This is a genomic window from Enterobacter sp. JBIWA005, from assembly GCF_019968805.1.
Lineage (GTDB): Bacteria > Pseudomonadota > Gammaproteobacteria > Enterobacterales > Enterobacteriaceae > Enterobacter > Enterobacter vonholyi.
Window position 1 is genome coordinate 2,027,613 of sequence record NZ_CP074159.1, and the last position, 16,110, is coordinate 2,043,722.

A 16,110-nucleotide genomic window follows, 5' to 3' on the forward strand; every position below is an offset into this window, starting at 1 on the left:
TTTCGCAATCAGATAAATAAAGGCATGGCCGTTTCAGGCAATACGAAGCCGTGGGGCATCCCGGGAATTAACCCGTTAAATGCCGACAGCGATCGTTTTTATATTTCCCGGCGTAAGCGCGCTTACGCCGGGACTGAGTGGTAATTAGAACGTGGTGGGGGTGTGGGCACTGATAATGCGGCAGACGCCTGCCGAGGTGTTGCTGAAGCTGTGCGGTATGCCGGTATTGATGGCATAGCTTTGCCCCGCAACCAGGTGATATTGCTGGCCATTAATGGTCAACAATATTTCACCTTCCAGTATCGTACCGATCTCCTCACCCTGATGTTTGATCCTCTCTCCGGTCGTGGTTCCAGGCTGGTAAGTTTCAAAAATCATCGCCAGCGTACGGTTCGGATTTCCGTTATGAACCAGCTTCATCGAAACTCCCTGACTGCCTATTTCGATAAGGTCTTCCTGATTAATAACCACCTGCGGTTCATCAGGTTTTTCCGGTTCCGAAAAGAATTCCGAGAGCGACAGCCCATAGACTTTCAGCAGCTTTTGCAGCGTACTGATAGCAGGACTGACTTTGTCCTGCTCAATGGTGCTGATGGCACTGTGTGTTAACCCAGACAGTTCGGCGGCACGCCGCTGCGAGAGACCCAGCTGCTGGCGGATCTCAGACAGACGTTTCCCTGGCGCCAGTCCGTCATCGCTCATAGTTGCATTTCCTTTACGGTAGTGGTCAAAGCCGCTGCTTCTCGGCAATGTGGCTTTGACAGGCGGTGATAAAACCTTCAAACAACATACGGGACAGGGCGTACTCGCTGCTGTTCCATTCGGGGTGCCATTGCACGCCGAGGGCAAAAGGGTGGTCATGAACGCTGACCGCCTCGACCAGCCCATCCGTCGAGCGGGCCTCCACGCGAAGCCGTGCTCCTAACGTTCGTGCACCTTGCCCGTGTAACGAGTTTACCCAAAATGTGTTACAGCCTGGTATTAATTGAGACAGCAGTCCTCCCTCCTGAACCTGAACTTCATGGGACGGAGCGTATTGTAGCTCAACCGGCAGTTCAGGATCTTCCCGGTGCTCGAGCAGGTCGTTCTGCTCGAACAGGCGGCGATACAGCGTCCCCCCCGTCGCAACAACCAGCTCCTGCAGCCCCCGGCAGATGGCGAAAATGGGGATGCGCCTTTCGAGCGCGGCGGCAATCAGCGCCATACTCAGAAGATCTCGCCCGGGATCGGCGTTAGGCTCATCGCCGTTTTCACCATAAAGGTGCGGCTGCACGTTACTTGGGCTGCCCGGCAGGTAAATCCCGTCCAGGGTGGGCAGCAGAGCGGTGAGCAGCTCTGGCTCAGCCAGCGCATGCGGTAAGGCAATCGGTAAACCCCCCGCGTTAATAATGGCATTCAGGTACTTTTCTTGCAGTGTCTGGGTCTCATGACCCTTAAGCCTGTTTCTACACATCACCACGCCAATAACTGGCTTGTTCATTATATTTTCCATGATCGCCCTCACAAAGTGGACTAAATTTAGGCCATTTTCGCCTGCAAAACGGCCTTTTCGTTCAATATTTTCTCAATCTAGCAACGAGATCTGCCTTTTGCAAACTTAATTTAACATTTGACAAACAATTTATTTGCATACAGATTCGATAGGGTGGACATTATATTTGACAGTCCAGAGCAGCGAACGCAAATCCCAAAAACGGTGGTAAATCATGGAAACCAATATCGTAGAAGTTGAGAACTTTGTTCAGCACACGGATGAGAGGCGGGGCAGCGCCTTTACGCAGGAAGTGAAGCGCTATTTAGAAAAGTATCCTGACACCCAGTTTATTGATGTCCTCCTGACCGACCTGAACGGCTGTTTTCGCGGTAAACGCATCCCGGTTGCCGGACTGAGCAAGCTTGAAAAAGGCTGCTATTTCCCGGCATCGGTTTTCGCCATGGACATTTTGGGTAACGTCGTGGAAGAGGCGGGCCTGGGACAGGAGCTCGGCGAGCCGGACTGTATCTGCGTGCCGGTACCGGGCACCCTGACGCCGTCCGCCGCCGACCCGGAATACATTGGTCAGGTGCAGCTCACCATGGTCGATGAAGATGGCGCTCCCTTTGACGTTGAGCCGCGGAACGTACTCAACCGACTCTGGCAGCAGCTGCGCCAGCGCGGCCTGTTCCCCGTGGTAGCGGTAGAGCTGGAGTTCTATTTACTTGACCGTAAACGCGATGCCGACGGCTATCTGCAGCCACCCTGCGCGCCGGGGACCGACGTGCGCAACACGCAGAGTCAGGTCTACTCGGTTGATAATCTGAACCACTTTGCTGACGTACTGAACGACATTGACGAACTGGCGCAGCTGCAGCTGATCCCCGCCGACGGGGCAGTGGCTGAGGCCTCTCCGGGCCAGTTTGAGATAAACCTGCACCATACGGAAAACGTGCTCGATGCCTGCGATGATGCGCTGGCGCTAAAACGTCTCGTCAGGCAGATGGCAGAAAAACATAAGATGCACGCCACGTTTATGGCAAAGCCGTATGAAGAACATGCGGGCAGCGGGATGCACATCCATATCAGCATGCAAAACAACCGAGGCGAAAACGTGCTCGCAGACGCCAGCGGCGAGGATTCCGCGCTGCTGAAACGCGCGCTGGCCGGGATGATCGACCTGATGCCTGCGTCCATGGCGCTGCTGGCACCGAACGTCAACTCCTACCGCCGTTTCCAGCCGGGAATGTACGTGCCGACGCAGGCGTCATGGGGACACAATAATCGCACCGTTGCCCTGCGTATCCCCTGCGGCGATCGCCATAACCATCGGGTCGAGTACCGGGTAGCGGGCGCTGACGCGAATCCGTATCTGGTGATGGCGGCTATTTTTGCCGGCATTTTACATGGCCTGGATAACGATTTACCGCTGCAGGAAGAAGTGGAAGGAAATGGTCTGGAGCAGGACGGACTGCCGTTCCCGATCCGCCAGAGCGATGCGCTGTGGGAATTTATGCAAAACGATAGCCTGCGCGAGCGGCTGGGCGAACGCTTCTGCCACGTCTATCACGCCTGCAAAAACGATGAATTACTGCAGTTTGAACGCCTGATTACCGAAACGGAAATTGAGTGGATGCTGAAAAACGCCTGATGACGTGCCCCGGTAAGGGGCCGCTTTGTTTCATCTCATACGTAACACCAAACGGCCTGCGCGGAGCCTGGCCTAACTGTTTGCTGGCACGCCAGCTATCTCCCGGGAGTCGCGTTATGGAGCGCAGGCGGCACAGGGATTTTCTTAACGACACTGTGTGACGAGGTAGGAAATGATGCAGATGTTCAACTATCCACAGGGCGAAGGGGGCCAGTCAGGCGCCTGCTGTGAGTGCGAGCCAGAGACGGTGCGCTGGTACGATCGCGTGTGTTCTTTACAACTTCCCCCTTTGCTAAGCAGGTTTGCGTTAAGGACAGCGCGATTGCAAACCACGGTAAGCATGGGGGGGACGGTTTATGGCGACTAACACCTCTCTTGACTCACCGGGCATGGCCGGAAGAACCCGGCTGCGCAGTTCCCTCAAGCTCTGGCAGGTGGTCATGATGGGGCTGGCTTATCTCACCCCCATGACCGTGTTTGATACCTTCGGCATTGTGTCCGGTATCAGCAACGGCCACGTGCCCGCCTCGTATCTCCTGGCGCTGGCTGGCGTCATGTTTACCGCCATCAGCTACGGTAAACTGGTACGACAGTTCCCGGAAGCAGGCTCTGCGTATACCTACACGCAGAAATCGATCGGACCCCACTTAGGCTTTATGGTCGGCTGGTCATCGCTGCTGGATTATCTCTTCCTGCCGATGATCAACGTGCTGCTGGCGAAGATCTACCTTTCCGCGTTGTTCCCTGAAGTCCCGCCGTGGGTTTGGGTGGTGGGGTTTGTAACGATCCTGACGCTGGCGAACCTCAAGAGTGTGAATCTGGTCGCCAACTTTAACACCCTGTTTGTGCTGGTGCAGATCGCCATCATGGTGGTGTTTGTCATACTCGTGGTGCACGGTCTGCACAAGGGGGAGGGCGTCGGCACCGTCTGGTCGCTCCAGCCGTTTATCAGCGAGAACGCACACCTGATCCCGATTATTACCGGCGCGACTATCGTCTGCTTCTCTTTCCTCGGCTTTGACGCGGTCACCACGCTGTCGGAAGAGACGCCAAACGCGGCGCGGGTGATCCCCAAAGCGATTTTCCTCACCGCTCTGTATGGCGGGCTGATATTCATTGTTGCCTCGTTTTTCATGCAACTCTTTTTCCCGACGATCGCGCGCTTCAAGAACCCGGACGCCGCGCTGCCGGAAATAGCGCTGTACGTGGGCGGCAAGCTCTTCCAGTCGGTGTTTCTGTGTACCACGTTTGTGAATACGCTCGCTTCAGGCCTGGCCTCGCACGCCAGCGTCTCGCGCTTACTGTATGTGATGGGGCGTGACAACGTGTTTCCGGAGCGGGTGTTTGGCTACGTGCATCCGAAATGGCGTACGCCGGCCCTGAACGTCATTATGGTTGGGATAGTGGCGCTGTCGGCCCTGTACTTCGATCTCGTGACCGCGACGGCGCTGATCAATTTCGGCGCGCTGGTGGCGTTTACGTTTGTTAATCTCTCGGTGTACAACCATTTCTGGCGGCGTAAGGGGCTGAACAAAACGTGGAAAGATCGTTTCCACTATCTCCTGCTGCCGCTCATCGGTGCCGTCACGGTCGGCGTGCTGTGGATAAACCTCGAAGCGACGTCCCTGACGCTTGGCCTCATCTGGGCGGCACTGGGGATCCTTTACCTGACGTGGCTCACGCGCCGTTTCCGCAAACCGCCTCCGCAGTTTGAAGCCGGTAAGATAGAGCAGGCCTGGGATTCCTGAACGTGAAACGGCACCAGTACGCTGGTGCCGTTTTTCTGGATGGCGCGCCTTAACGGACATCAGCCCGCAGGCGTATTATCTCAGACGTTTATGAAGGCTTGCGCCCACCAGCAGCGCGGCGCACAGCATCAGCGCGATAAACCCGCCCACGCCGTTCCAGCCATAGTTATGCCAGAAGACACCGCCGAGGGTCCCGGCGATGCTGGACCCCAGGTAATAGCTAAACAGATACAGCGACGATGCCTGACCTTTGGCGCGACGGGCGCGCGGTCCAATCCAGCTGCTGGCGACCGAATGCGCGGCGAAGAACCCCGCGGAGAAGAGCAGCATGCCGGCAAAAATCAGCCACAGGGAGGAGAAGAGCGTCAGCAACAGGCCGACCAGCATCATCGCCGTGAAGAACAGCATGACCGGGCCGCGGCCATAGCGTGCGGTCATCGCCCCGGCCTTCGGCGAGCTCCAGGTGCCGGTAAGGTAAGCCACGGAAAGCAGGCCGACCACCGCCTGGCTCAGATGCCACGGCGAGAGCATCAGGCGGTAGCCAATATAGTTAAACAGCGTGACGAACGAGCCCATCAGCAGGAAGCCGGTCAGGAACAGGCGCGGCAGCCCCTTGTCGCGCCAGTGCAGACGGAAATTGATAAACAGCGTTTTCGGGCGCAACGAGGTCGGGCGGAAATGACGCGATTCCGGCAGAATTTTCCAGAACATCAGGGCAGATGCCAGCGCAAAACACCCGATGACTGCCAGCGCAATACGCCAGTTAAAGAAGTCCGTGAATACCCCGCTCAGCAGACGTCCGCTCATTCCGCCAATCGAGTTCCCGCTGATGTAAAGCCCCATAGAGAAGGCAACAAAGCTCGGGTGGATCTCCTCGCTGAGATAGGTCATCCCGACCGCCGCCACGCCGCTAAGCGAGAGCCCAATCAGCGCGCGCATCACCAGAATACCGTGCCAGCTGGTCATCATGGTCGAGAGTAACGTACAAACCGAGGCCAGCATCAGCGCGGTTACCATCACCGGTTTACGGCCAATGGCGTCGGACAGCGGCCCGGTAAAGAGCAGGCCAATCGCCAGCATGCCGGTAGAAATAGAGAGTGAAACGCTGCTGCTGGCAGGCGATACGCCAAACTCATGGGAGAGAACGGGCAGGATCGGCTGTACGCAATAGAGCAGGGCGAAGGTTGCCAGACCGGCGGAAAAGAGCGCCAGCGTGACGCGCATAAATTGGGGAGTACCACGTTTAATGAACTGAACCGGCTGCGATGCTGCGGGTAAATCATTGATATCTCTGGCCGGATCGATATCAATAGTAGTTGTACGACTCACACAGTTTCCTTGCTTAAACATCCCCGTGATTTCTGGTGACGGGTATGACCACCTGTTAAGGGTAGGAAAATGTAAATATTCTGTCTAATATATTAATAATCTCAAATGATACTTTAGAAATATGAATATCGAGCTGCGTCATCTCCGCTACTTTGTCGCCGTCGCCGAAGAGCTGCATTTTGGCCGCGCGGCGGCACGGCTAAATATCTCTCAGCCACCGTTAAGCCAGCAGATACAGATCCTGGAGCAGCAGGTCGGGGCGCGCCTTCTGGCCCGCACCAACCGCAGCGTGAGCCTGACGGCGGCGGGTAAGCAGTTTCTGAACGACAGCCGACAAATTCTGAGCATGGTCGATGACGCCGCCGCTCGGGCAGAACGGCTCTATCTCGGGGAAGCCGGAGAGTTGCGCATCGGGTTTACCTCGTCCGCGCCGTTTATCAGCGCCGTCTCGGAAACCCTGTCGTCATTCCGCCGCCATTTCCCGGATGTTCACATTCAAACGCGCGAGATCAACACCCGCGAGCAGATCGCGCCGCTGAATGAAGGCTCGCTGGATCTGGGGCTGATGCGCAATACCCAGCTGCCGGACTCGCTGGAGTGGGAGGTGATCCTGCGCGAGCCGCTGATGGCCATGATCCCGCACGATCACCCGCTGGCGTCGCGTCCGACGGTTTCGCTGGCTGAGCTGGCAAAAGAGCCGTTTGTCTTTTTTGACCCGCAGGTTGGAACAGGTCTGTATGACGATATTCTGGGGCTGATGCGCCGCTACGATCTTGCCCCGGTCATCACCCAGGAAGTCGGGGAAGCGATGACGATTATCGGCCTGGTCGCCGCCGGGCTGGGCGTCTCTATTCTTCCAGCCTCCTTTAAACGGGTACAACTGCGCGAAATGCGCTGGGTAACCATTGCCGAAGAGGATGCCGTTTCAGAGATGTGGCTGGTCTGGTCAAAACATCGAGAACAGAGCCACGCCGCGCAGCGCTTCAAACAGCAGTTGATGAACGCCTCTGCCGGGCAGCATTTTCAGGCAAAAGTGGGCAAAAATGTGCGGTAAATCACATGGCTAAGTAAATATTTGACGGCAGCCATACAAGTGCTTCACCATAGCCAACAGTTTATTTCGAAGCTCGAAAATAAGGGAGTACGAGGTGGTCGCGGATAGTCAGCCAGGGCATATTGATCAGATTAAGCAGACCAACGCTGGCGCGGTGTATCGCCTGATTGATCAGCTTGGTCCGGTTTCGCGTATCGATCTTTCGCGCCTGGCACAGCTGGCACCTGCCAGTATCACCAAGATAGTCCGCGAGATGCTGGAAGCACACCTGGTTCAGGAGACGGAAATTCAGGAGCCGGGCAGCCGTGGCCGTCCGGCCGTTGGGCTGGTGGTGGAGACGGAGGCCTGGCACTATCTGTCGCTGCGCATCAGCCGGGGGGAGATCTTCCTTGCGCTGCGCGACCTGAGCAGCAAGCTGGTGGTGGAAGACCGTCTTGAACTGCCGCTCAACGCCGAGGAGTCGCTCCTTGAGGCGATAGTCTCGCACATCGATCGCTTCTTTATCCGCCATCAGCAGCGCCTTGAACGCTTAACGGCGATCGCCATCACCATGCCGGGTATTATTGATACCGAAAATGGTATTGTTCACCGCATGCCGTTCTACGACGATGTGAAAGAGATGCCGCTGGGAGAGGTGCTGAAAAACCATACCGGCGTGCCGGTCTATATTCAGCATGACATCAGCGCCTGGACGATGGCGGAAGCGCTGTTCGGCGCGTCCCGGGGCGCGCGGGATGTGATTCAGGTGGTTATCGACCATAACGTCGGCGCGGGGGTGATTACCGATGGACGACTTCTCCACGCCGGAAGCAGCAGCCTGGTGGAAATCGGCCACACCCAGGTCGACCCGTACGGCAAGCGCTGCTACTGCGGGAACCACGGCTGTCTCGAGACCATTGCCAGCGTGGAAAGCGTGCTGGAACTGGCGCAGGTCCGGCTCAGCCAGTCCATGAGCTCCTCGCTGCACGGACAACCCTTAACGGTGGATTCTCTCTGCGCCGCCGCGCGCCAGGGCGATCTGCTGGCGAAGGACATTATTACTGGAGTAGGGAACAACGTTGGCCGCATTCTGGCCATTATGGTGAACCTCTTCAACCCGCAAAAAATCCTCATTGGCTCACCGCTGAGCCAGGCGGCGGAAATCCTCTTCCCGGCGATCTCGGCCTGTATCCATCAGCAGTCGCTTCCCGCCTACAGCAAAAATATTGCGGTAGAAAGCACCCAGTTTTCCAACCAGGGCACGATGGCAGGCGCGGCGCTGGTCAAAGATGCCATGTATAACGGCTCGCTGTTGATCCGCCTGCTACAGGGTTAACTCTTTTCCGCTGATGTAAGAAAAATTGCGCTATCTCAAGCCGGGTAGCGCATGCATCCCGTAGACTTCCTCCACTGAATTATTTACCTGGTTTATATTTTCGAAGCATACCCAAGAGGTGGAGTGAGTCATGCTTAAGCGTTTCTTTGTTACTGGTACAGATACCTCTGTCGGCAAGACCGTCGTATCCCGCGCATTGCTGCAGGCGCTGGCAGCAAGCGGTAAACGCGTGGCAGGGTACAAACCGGTCGCAAAAGGCAGTAAAGAGACGCCAGAAGGATTGCGTAATAAAGACGCCCTGGTGCTGCAAAGCGTCTCGTCACTGGAACTGCCTTATCACGCGGTCAATCCCATTGCGTTAAGCGAAGAGGAGAGCAGCGTAGCGCACAGCGGCCTGATTAATTATCCCCTGTTGTCCGACGGACTGGCGAACCTGAGCGAGAAGGTTGACCACGTAGTGGTTGAAGGGACGGGCGGCTGGCGCAGCCTGATGAATGATTTGCGCCCGCTGTCTGAATGGGTTGTGCAGGAGCAGCTTCCGGTGGTAGTGGTGGTAGGGATCCAGGAAGGGTGCATCAACCACGCGCTGCTGACGGCGCAGGCGATTGCCAATGACGGCCTGCCGCTGATTGGCTGGGTGGCAAACCGCATCAACCCGGGCCTGGCGCACTACGCCGAGATTATTGACGTGCTGAGCACCAAACTGCCTGGCCCATTAGTCGGCGAGCTGCCTTATTTGCCACGCGCCGAGCAGCGCGAGCTAGCGCAGTACATCGATCTCTCTGCCCTCGGTGGCGTGCTGACCGTAGATCGAGTCGTGGCGTAACGTCCGCGACAATACGGACGCCACCACGCAGGCGACCAGCAAACCGGGCAGTAAAAAATACTGTCCGGTCATTTCACAGACCATCAGCGCCGACATAATGGGCGCATGCGTGGTCGCGGCGAGTAGCGTTGCCATCCCTGCCAGCCCCAGCAAAATAGCCGTTTCAGAACCCGGCAGCCACAGCGCGAAAAACTGCGCGAATAGCATGCCTGTTGCCATGCCGACAAACAGCGTGGGCGTGAACACCCCGCCCGGCGCACCCAATCCGCTGCTCGCCAGTACAGCCAGCAGCTTACAGATGAACACTCCGGCAATCACCGACAGCAGCGGCGGCGCGAGCAGAAAAGCCTGAACCACGCTGTAGCCATTCCCCCACACCTTCGGCGTCAGAAGAGACAGCAGCCCAACGATCGCACCGCCCAGCGCTAATTGCCACGGAGGCGAGAGTTTTAAGTGCAGGAAAAGACCGTGGCTGAATGCCATCAACCACATCAGCAGCGGTCCGCAAAGCCCTGCCAGCAGCCCCATGGCGACCAGCAGGGCATAATCGGCTGCGGTGAGTGTGCCGCTCAAATGGACCGCGTAGAGCGTGCCGGTACCCGGCGCCAGGAGCTGCGTGGTGAGCAGCGCCACCACCGCCGCGATAATGACGGGGCCGAGCGAGGCCAGCATCAGGGTGCCAAACAGAATCTCCGCAATAAACAGGCTTCCGGCTAATGGAGCATGGTAGGCGCTGGCCATCCCGGCCGCTGCGCCGCAGGCGATCCATAACTTCCATTCGGACTTGGGCGTAAAGCGCCGGGCAAAAAAGGAGGCGGCGAGGGCAGCAAGCAGGATCATCGCCCCTTCACGCCCGATTGCGCTTCCGCTGGCAACGACAAGCAGAGAGGCAAGGGATTTAACCAGGCTGGCGCCGTAGTCAAACTGACCGTCGCCCGTCTCCAGCGCTTCCATGTAATCGGTAGGGGCATGTGGCCGCTGAGCGGTCAGGCGCTGCCATCCCCAGAGCAGTAGCCCGGCAGCCAGCCCGCCTAGCGCGGGCGTCAGCGCGCGCCGCCAGGGTGAGAGCGACGCGGCGGCATTCACCAGGCTGCCGCTGTCGTTACTGAGAAGCAGCCACTCCAGCAGATACATGCTGTGGCGGAACACCGCAACGGCCAGCGCGGCCAGCACGCCGGTGACGGTAGCAATCAGCAGTCGACGAAACATCGCGCGGATGTCGGGGTAAGTATGAAGACGTTGCATGAGTCGCGAGTAAACGGGAAAGATACAATATTGTGGCGGGAAATCGCGGGGTTAGCAAAAGGTATGCGTGCGGAAAAGCCGGGCAATGCCCGGCCAGAAAGGTTAGCTGTCGGTGTGAATATTCAGCGCCCGGCGCGTACGACCTGAACTCAGATACTCGGCAATATAGTCCTGAGAAATCTCGCCGTTGTAGCGCCCGTCCTCATCTACGATCGGCATCCAGCTGGTGTTGCTCTCATACAGGCGTGACAGCACCACGCGGAGGTTGTCTTCCGCCTTGCCGGTCATGCGGAACGGATGCAGGATGTCGGCGCAGGTCCCGCTGGCGTTACGCGCTTCGCGACGCTTCACAAAGCCCAGCGGCTTGCCGTGCTCGTCGACTACGGTAATTGCGCGAATATCATTATCATCCATGGTCGCAAAGGCTTCGGAAAGCGGAGTAGAGCCCCGCACCGTAATGGTCGGCTGCTGGTCGGTGACGTCGCCCGCCGATACCAGCAGCAGGCGCTTCAGGGTGCGGTCCTGACCGACAAACGAGCCGACAAACTCGTTTGCTGGTTTCGCCAGCAGTTCGTCCGGGCTGGCGCACTGCACGATTTTCCCCTGACGGAACACCGCGATACGGTCGCCGAGCTTCAGGGCTTCGTCGATATCGTGGCTCACCAGCATGACGGTTTTTTTCAGCTTGCGCTGCATCTCCAGGAACTGGTTCTGGATCACCTCGCGGTTGATCGGGTCCACCGCGCCGAAAGGTTCATCCATCAGCAGTACCGGAGGATCCGCCGCCAGGGCGCGGATCACGCCGATGCGCTGCTGCTGGCCGCCGGACATCTCGCGCGGATAGCGATTCAGGAACTTATGCGGATCCAGCGCCACCATATCCATTAGCTCTTCGGCGCGGGTTTTACAGCGCGCTTTATCCCAGCCCAGCATGCGCGGCACGACGGTAATGTTCTCTTCGATGGTCATGTTCGGGAACAGGCCAATCTGCTGGATCACGTAGCCTATGTTGCGGCGCAGGGTGACGGTGTCCATCCCGCTGGTGTCTTCGCCGTTGATCAGGATCGTCCCGCTGCTTGGGATAATGAGGCGGTTAATCATCTTCAGTGTGGTGGTCTTCCCGCAGCCGGACGGGCCCAGCAGCACACACATTTCCCCTTCAGGCACGTTCAGGTTGACGTTGTCGACGGCCTTAAAGGTCTGGCCGTGCTTCTGTGAAAATTGTTTGGTGAGGTTTTCCAGTTTTATCATTATCGAATCCCCTTCGGAGTCAGAACCACCTGCAGACGGTGCAGCAGCCAGTCGAGCACAATCGCTAAAAGACAAATCATCAGCGCGCCCGCAATCAACATGCGGATATCACTTCCGCCGATGCCGTTGAGCAGCAGCAGGCCCAAACCGCCCGCGCCGATCACCGCGGCAATCGCCATCACGCCGATGTTCATCACCACGGCGGTGCGGATCCCGCCGAAAATCACCGGCAGCGCCATCGGGATTTCGACCCAGCGCAGGCGCTGCCAGAAGGTCATGCCGATGCCGCGTCCGGCTTCACGCAGGCCCGGCGGCAGGCTGTCCAGCGCCGTATGGGTGTTACGCACAATCGGCAGCAGCGAGTAGAGAAACACCGCCGTAATGGCGGGCAGGGCGCCAATTCCCTGACCGATCAGCGAAAACAACGGGATCATCAGGCCAAACAGCGCAATGGACGGGATGGTCAGCACGATGGTGGCAATCCCCAGCACCGGCGTCGCCAGCCACCTGTGGCGGACAATCAGAATGCCCAGCGGTACGCCGATGATGATGGCTAAACCTACGGCCAGCGCCACCAGCCACAGGTGCTGCAGCGTCAGGGTTAAGAGGTAATCCCAGTTGTCCAGAATGTAGTGAATCGTCTCCATAGTGCCTCCTACAGCAGCTGTTTGCTACGCAGGAAATCGCGGGCGACCTGCTGCGGTGACTGATGGTCGATATCCACCTTTTTGTTTAGCTCGGTGATAACGTCGTTGTTGAGCTGGGCCGAGAGGGTGTTGAGCGCCTCTTCCAGGCCGGGGTTGGCCTCCAGCGTGTCCTTACGGACCACCGGGGTGACCGCATAGCTCGGGAAGAAGCCTTTATCGTCTTCCAGCACCTTGAGGTCGAAGCCCTTCACGCGGCCGTCGGTGGTATAAATCAGCCCGGCGTCGACGAAGCCGTCGCGCACCGCGTTATAGACCAGTCCGGGGTCCATCTGACGGATCTGCGGGCGGTCCAGGTCCATCTTATAGGCGGCCTGAAGCGGCTTCATACCGTCGCTACGCCCGGCGAATTCCAGGTCTAAGCCCAGCAGCCAGTTTTTGTCCGGGTTGGTTTTACGGATCTGCTCAATCTTCGCCACCATCTCCGACATGGTGTTGATATGTTCCGCCTCGGCGCGCTTGCGCTGCATGGCGAACGCATAGGTGTTGTTCATGTCGGCGGGCTTGAGCCAGACCAGACCGTGCTTCGCGTCCAGGCGTTTCACCGTCTCGTAAGACTCTTGGGGCGACATGCGCTTGTTGATGTGGTTAAAGATGATTAATGACGTGCCGGTGTACTCCCAGGTCATATCAATCTGCTTGTTGATCATCGCGTTGCGGGAGATCACCGTGGCGATATTGGTTTGCGGCTGTACCTGGAATCCTTTCTTCTGCAGGTACTGCACGGTCATCGCCGAGAGAATGTGCTGCTCGGTAAAGCTCTTGGTCGCCAGAATCAGCGGGGCCGCTATCGACTGGCTGGTGAACAGCGCCGCGGCACACAGCGTCGCCAGGCCGGATATCAGTCTCATAAAAGCTCCTTGTTATTGTTATCGGGGGAGATGGGGACTCATCACGCGACCCAGCGCCGCCAGCAGGGTATCGAGGATCAGGGCGAACAGGGCGGTGGCCGCCGCGCCGAGGATCAGGGTCGGGAAATCGTTCAGATAAATGCCGGGGAAAATTAGCTCGCCGTAGCTGCTGGCGCCAATAAGGAACGCCAGCGGCGCGGTACCAACGTTAATGGCGGTCGCAATGCGAATGCCGGAGAGCATCACCGGCCAGGCGGCTGGCAGCTCAACCTGACGCAGACGCTGCCATTTGGTCATCCCGATGCCGTTTGCCGCTTCCAGCAGCGACGGCGGGACCGAGCACAGCCCGGCATAGGTATTGCGGACGATCGGCAGCAGCGAGGCGAGGAACAGGGCGATAATGGCGGGCGTATCGCCAATGCCAATCACCACCATCGCCAGGGCCAGCACGGCCAGCGGCGGCAGCGTGTTGCCTACGTTGAAGATTTGCATCACATATTCGGCGATTCCCCGCGCGGCCGGGCGGCTCAGCAGAATACCGGCCGGAATACCCACCATCAGGGCAAAGAACATTGATGAGAAAACCAGAATCATGTGCTGTTGCCCGAGGTAGACCAGGTCAACCTGGCGCGCTCTTATCGTCTCAAGCCCAATGCCCCAGACGAGGAGGGCGAGGACCACGATAATGGCACCGACAAACAGCAGCGAACGTTTGAGTAATGGGTGCATTGCGGTGTGTCTCCCTGTGCGCATGCGTTATAGCAACCACCGGTTGCCTGTTGTTATGCCATGTTTCGGCAGGGGTATTTCACCTATAGCAAGCGTTTGGGAAGGGTTCCAGCGAAGGGGTAAAATCAGTAACCCTATGAAAACAGTGACAACCTTAAGCCAGGCCTTACGGCGTAAGGCCTGATTGAGTGGCGGGCAGAATAGTCCTAAAGCGAATCTTTAGATGTGACAACGTCACATCTAAAGAGCTCTTACACTGAAAACATGGCATTATCTTCATAGAGTGGCACGCACTCGTCGAACCCGCGACGAGACGGTGATAATTGATACCACGGCGACAACCGCAAGCATCAACCCCAGCGCTAGCATGGCGTTAAAGCCAATCCATCTGAACAGCAGCAGCCCCGCGATACCGCCCGTAATGAACGAAAACAGGGTGGTTAAGTGGGTTTTTAGCTGACTTTTTTGCGCCGCCGTATCTTTGGAGTAATCCCTGCGCAGCATCGCCACCATGACGGAGGCCAGAGAAATCCCCGCGTCCGTTAGCGTGCCGGTAATGTGCGTCGATCTCACCCGTCCGCCGGAAAGCTGCGTGGAGGTGGAATTATGAATGCCCATCAGAAAGCAGAGAAAAAGAATAATTTCGCGGTTGCTGGTGAGCGCATGGAAATACATTTCGTAGAAGGAAACGCCGGTCAGTAATATCCCCTCGACAAAAAGGATCTGGCAAAAAACCAGCCTGACGTTATGGATAATACCCCATATGACAATTGTGCGCGCAATAATGGCGCCAGCCACAAATGAGAGAATAATCGAGCCGAAGAAAATAATATCGCTCAGATCGGTAGAAGAAACTTCGCTGGATAACTGTGAGGTGTTGCCGGTCATGTGTGAGGGAAAAAAACCAAATGCCCCAAGGGCGATGGCGTTAAGCAAACCTGCCGAGGTCGCCAGCCAGAGAGCAAGCCGGCGATCCTCCTTATGCGTTCGTTCTTTCTTGAGTCTTATCAGCAAGAATACCTCCGGGTTGAGCTTTGCCTGACTATTCAGGCTAGCAAAGCGGTGCAATGGGCTGTCCAGGATATGGCTTAATTATTATTCCCTCTGACGACAATCAGGGTTTCGTAATTAAATAAAACAGCCTTGTTGCGGTATTCATTCAGGCATTAAGTTTTATATCATGCCGTTATTGCCGTGACGCAAAAATGCCGGACGCTGGTTAAGGCGCTCGAACCAGGCCTCAATGGCGGGCACGTCTGGCTTATCAAACGGCGTCATTTTCCAGCGATTCACCGACAGCCCAAGCACCACGTCCGCGAGGGTAAACGTCTCGCCCGCCGCAAAGGCCCCGGTGCGCTGCAGCTGGTTTTCCAGAATGGTGATGCAGTGGTTCCACTCTTTGATTCCCGCCGCAATGCGCTCAGGGTCGTTAAAGTCCGGGTTTTTACGCCCCAGCGCCGGGAAGACATAGCGCCAGGCGTTGTTAAATTCAGTGGCCTGCCAGTCCATCCAGCGCTCAACGTTGGCGCAGGCCTGCGGTTCTGCGGGCAGCAGATCGTGACGTTCGGCCTTGCGCGCCAGATAACGGCAGATGGAATTGGACTCCCACAGCACGAAATCACCGTCAATCAGCACCGGCACCATGGCGTTGGGGTTCAGTGCGCGGAAGGCATCCGTTTCCGTCGAGGCAAAACCGCTGCCGTAATCTTCCTGCTGATAGGCTATGCCCGCTTCTTCGCAGGTCCAGAGCACTTTACGAACGTTGATGGAAGTGGTTTTGCCGAGGATGCTGATCATTGCGCAGGTGTCCTTTAATGGATGTTATTGTTTAAAAACAATACACCAGATGTGCCAGAGAGGTTGGGGCAAAATTTGGTGGGGTGTGCTCTGTGTGGCCCCGGTGAATGTTTCTGGAAGGCGCCTCGCAAACCGC

At 57.3% G+C, this 16,110-nt stretch carries 15 protein-coding genes; 5 read left to right on the top strand and 10 right to left on the bottom strand.

The features are described from left to right. Positions 1-144: 144 nt before the first annotated feature. Both puuR and puuD read right to left on the bottom strand, forming a co-directional pair. Positions 145-702, bottom strand: coding sequence for an HTH-type transcriptional regulator PuuR (puuR, locus tag KGP22_RS09655; RefSeq protein WP_111965724.1), 558 nt, complete (start codon positions 700-702; stop codon positions 145-147). Between the two features lie 25 nt (positions 703-727). After that, entirely contained in the window at positions 728-1,492 is a 765-nt protein-coding gene (puuD, locus tag KGP22_RS09660) for a gamma-glutamyl-gamma-aminobutyrate hydrolase (RefSeq protein ID WP_115876060.1), read from the bottom strand. A 214-nt stretch (positions 1,493-1,706) separates the two neighbouring features. Between puuD and KGP22_RS09665 the strand changes: the two genes are divergently transcribed. Continuing rightward, positions 1,707-3,125 (top strand): glutamine synthetase family protein, encoded by a 1,419-nt coding sequence (locus tag KGP22_RS09665; protein ID WP_047075214.1) that lies wholly within the window; start codon positions 1,707-1,709, stop codon positions 3,123-3,125. Between the two features lie 356 nt (positions 3,126-3,481). Next, complete coding sequence (locus KGP22_RS09670) at positions 3,482-4,873, top strand: APC family permease (protein WP_045284883.1); 1,392 nt, start codon at positions 3,482-3,484, stop codon at positions 4,871-4,873. 75 nt (positions 4,874-4,948) lie between these two features. On the opposite strand, the gene KGP22_RS09675 is transcribed toward KGP22_RS09670, so the two are convergent. Continuing rightward, positions 4,949-6,202: an MFS transporter gene (locus KGP22_RS09675; protein WP_111965727.1), complete on the bottom strand. Its 1,254-nt coding sequence runs from the start codon at positions 6,200-6,202 to the stop codon at positions 4,949-4,951. Between the two features lie 121 nt (positions 6,203-6,323). Between KGP22_RS09675 and KGP22_RS09680 the strand changes: the two genes are divergently transcribed. The 3 genes from KGP22_RS09680 to bioD all read left to right on the top strand — a co-directional run bounded on the left by KGP22_RS09680 (position 6,324) and on the right by bioD (position 9,397). Beyond that, positions 6,324-7,256 (top strand): LysR family transcriptional regulator, encoded by a 933-nt coding sequence (locus tag KGP22_RS09680; RefSeq protein ID WP_223582034.1) that lies wholly within the window; start codon positions 6,324-6,326, stop codon positions 7,254-7,256. Positions 7,257-7,350: 94 nt separating this feature from the next. Next, positions 7,351-8,571, top strand: a complete 1,221-nt coding sequence (mlc, locus tag KGP22_RS09685; RefSeq protein ID WP_111965729.1) for a sugar metabolism global transcriptional regulator Mlc — start codon at positions 7,351-7,353, stop codon at positions 8,569-8,571. Positions 8,572-8,701: 130 nt separating this feature from the next. Beyond that, entirely contained in the window at positions 8,702-9,397 is a 696-nt protein-coding gene (gene bioD, locus KGP22_RS09690; RefSeq protein ID WP_223582036.1) for a dethiobiotin synthase, read from the top strand. On the opposite strand, the gene clcB is transcribed toward bioD, so the two are convergent. From clcB to KGP22_RS09725, 7 genes are all read right to left on the bottom strand, one after another. After that, on the bottom strand, positions 9,332-10,642 hold the full coding sequence (clcB, locus tag KGP22_RS09695) for a voltage-gated ClC-type chloride channel ClcB (protein ID WP_223582038.1): 1,311 nt from the start codon (positions 10,640-10,642) through the stop codon (positions 9,332-9,334). The two genes, bioD and clcB, sit on opposite strands and share 66 nt — an antisense overlap. 102 nt (positions 10,643-10,744) lie before the next feature. After that, complete coding sequence (osmV, locus tag KGP22_RS09700; protein ID WP_223582040.1) at positions 10,745-11,893, bottom strand: osmoprotectant ABC transporter ATP-binding protein OsmV; 1,149 nt, start codon at positions 11,891-11,893, stop codon at positions 10,745-10,747. Then, entirely contained in the window at positions 11,893-12,540 is a 648-nt protein-coding gene (gene osmW, locus KGP22_RS09705; protein WP_023311514.1) for an osmoprotectant ABC transporter permease OsmW, read from the bottom strand. The genes osmV and osmW overlap by 1 nt, the downstream gene beginning before the upstream one ends. A gap of 8 nt (positions 12,541-12,548) precedes the next feature. Next, on the bottom strand, positions 12,549-13,448 hold the full coding sequence (osmX, locus tag KGP22_RS09710; RefSeq protein WP_223582042.1) for an osmoprotectant ABC transporter substrate-binding protein OsmX: 900 nt from the start codon (positions 13,446-13,448) through the stop codon (positions 12,549-12,551). A gap of 18 nt (positions 13,449-13,466) precedes the next feature. Beyond that, positions 13,467-14,177 (bottom strand): osmoprotectant ABC transporter permease OsmY, encoded by a 711-nt coding sequence (gene osmY / locus KGP22_RS09715; RefSeq protein WP_223582044.1) that lies wholly within the window; start codon positions 14,175-14,177, stop codon positions 13,467-13,469. 276 nt (positions 14,178-14,453) lie between these two features. Next, positions 14,454-15,191, bottom strand: a complete 738-nt coding sequence (locus tag KGP22_RS09720) for a YoaK family protein (protein ID WP_223582046.1) — start codon at positions 15,189-15,191, stop codon at positions 14,454-14,456. Between the two features lie 159 nt (positions 15,192-15,350). Further along, a complete protein-coding gene (locus KGP22_RS09725; RefSeq protein ID WP_039025385.1) occupies positions 15,351-15,974 on the bottom strand; it encodes a glutathione S-transferase family protein in 624 nt (207 codons plus the stop codon). Positions 15,975-16,110 lie beyond the last annotated feature (136 nt).

What these genes read in the sequence shown, in the direction of transcription:
- puuR (WP_111965724.1), bottom strand. Translation starts at nt 702, where the DNA reads ATGAGCGATGACGGACTGGCGCCAGGGAAACGTCTGTCTGAGATCCGC.
- puuD (WP_115876060.1), bottom strand. Translation starts at nt 1,492, where the DNA reads ATGGAAAATATAATGAACAAGCCAGTTATTGGCGTGGTGATGTGTAGA.
- KGP22_RS09665 (WP_047075214.1), top strand. Translation starts at nt 1,707, where the DNA reads ATGGAAACCAATATCGTAGAAGTTGAGAACTTTGTTCAGCACACGGAT.
- KGP22_RS09670 (WP_045284883.1), top strand. Translation starts at nt 3,482, where the DNA reads ATGGCGACTAACACCTCTCTTGACTCACCGGGCATGGCCGGAAGAACC.
- KGP22_RS09680 (WP_223582034.1), top strand. Translation starts at nt 6,324, where the DNA reads ATGAATATCGAGCTGCGTCATCTCCGCTACTTTGTCGCCGTCGCCGAA.
- bioD (WP_223582036.1), top strand. Translation starts at nt 8,702, where the DNA reads ATGCTTAAGCGTTTCTTTGTTACTGGTACAGATACCTCTGTCGGCAAG.
- clcB (WP_223582038.1), bottom strand. Translation starts at nt 10,642, where the DNA reads ATGCAACGTCTTCATACTTACCCCGACATCCGCGCGATGTTTCGTCGA.
- osmV (WP_223582040.1), bottom strand. Translation starts at nt 11,893, where the DNA reads ATGATAAAACTGGAAAACCTCACCAAACAATTTTCACAGAAGCACGGC.
- osmW (WP_023311514.1), bottom strand. Translation starts at nt 12,540, where the DNA reads ATGGAGACGATTCACTACATTCTGGACAACTGGGATTACCTCTTAACC.
- osmX (WP_223582042.1), bottom strand. Translation starts at nt 13,448, where the DNA reads ATGAGACTGATATCCGGCCTGGCGACGCTGTGTGCCGCGGCGCTGTTC.
- osmY (WP_223582044.1), bottom strand. Translation starts at nt 14,177, where the DNA reads ATGCACCCATTACTCAAACGTTCGCTGCTGTTTGTCGGTGCCATTATC.
- KGP22_RS09725 (WP_039025385.1), bottom strand. Translation starts at nt 15,974, where the DNA reads ATGATCAGCATCCTCGGCAAAACCACTTCCATCAACGTTCGTAAAGTG.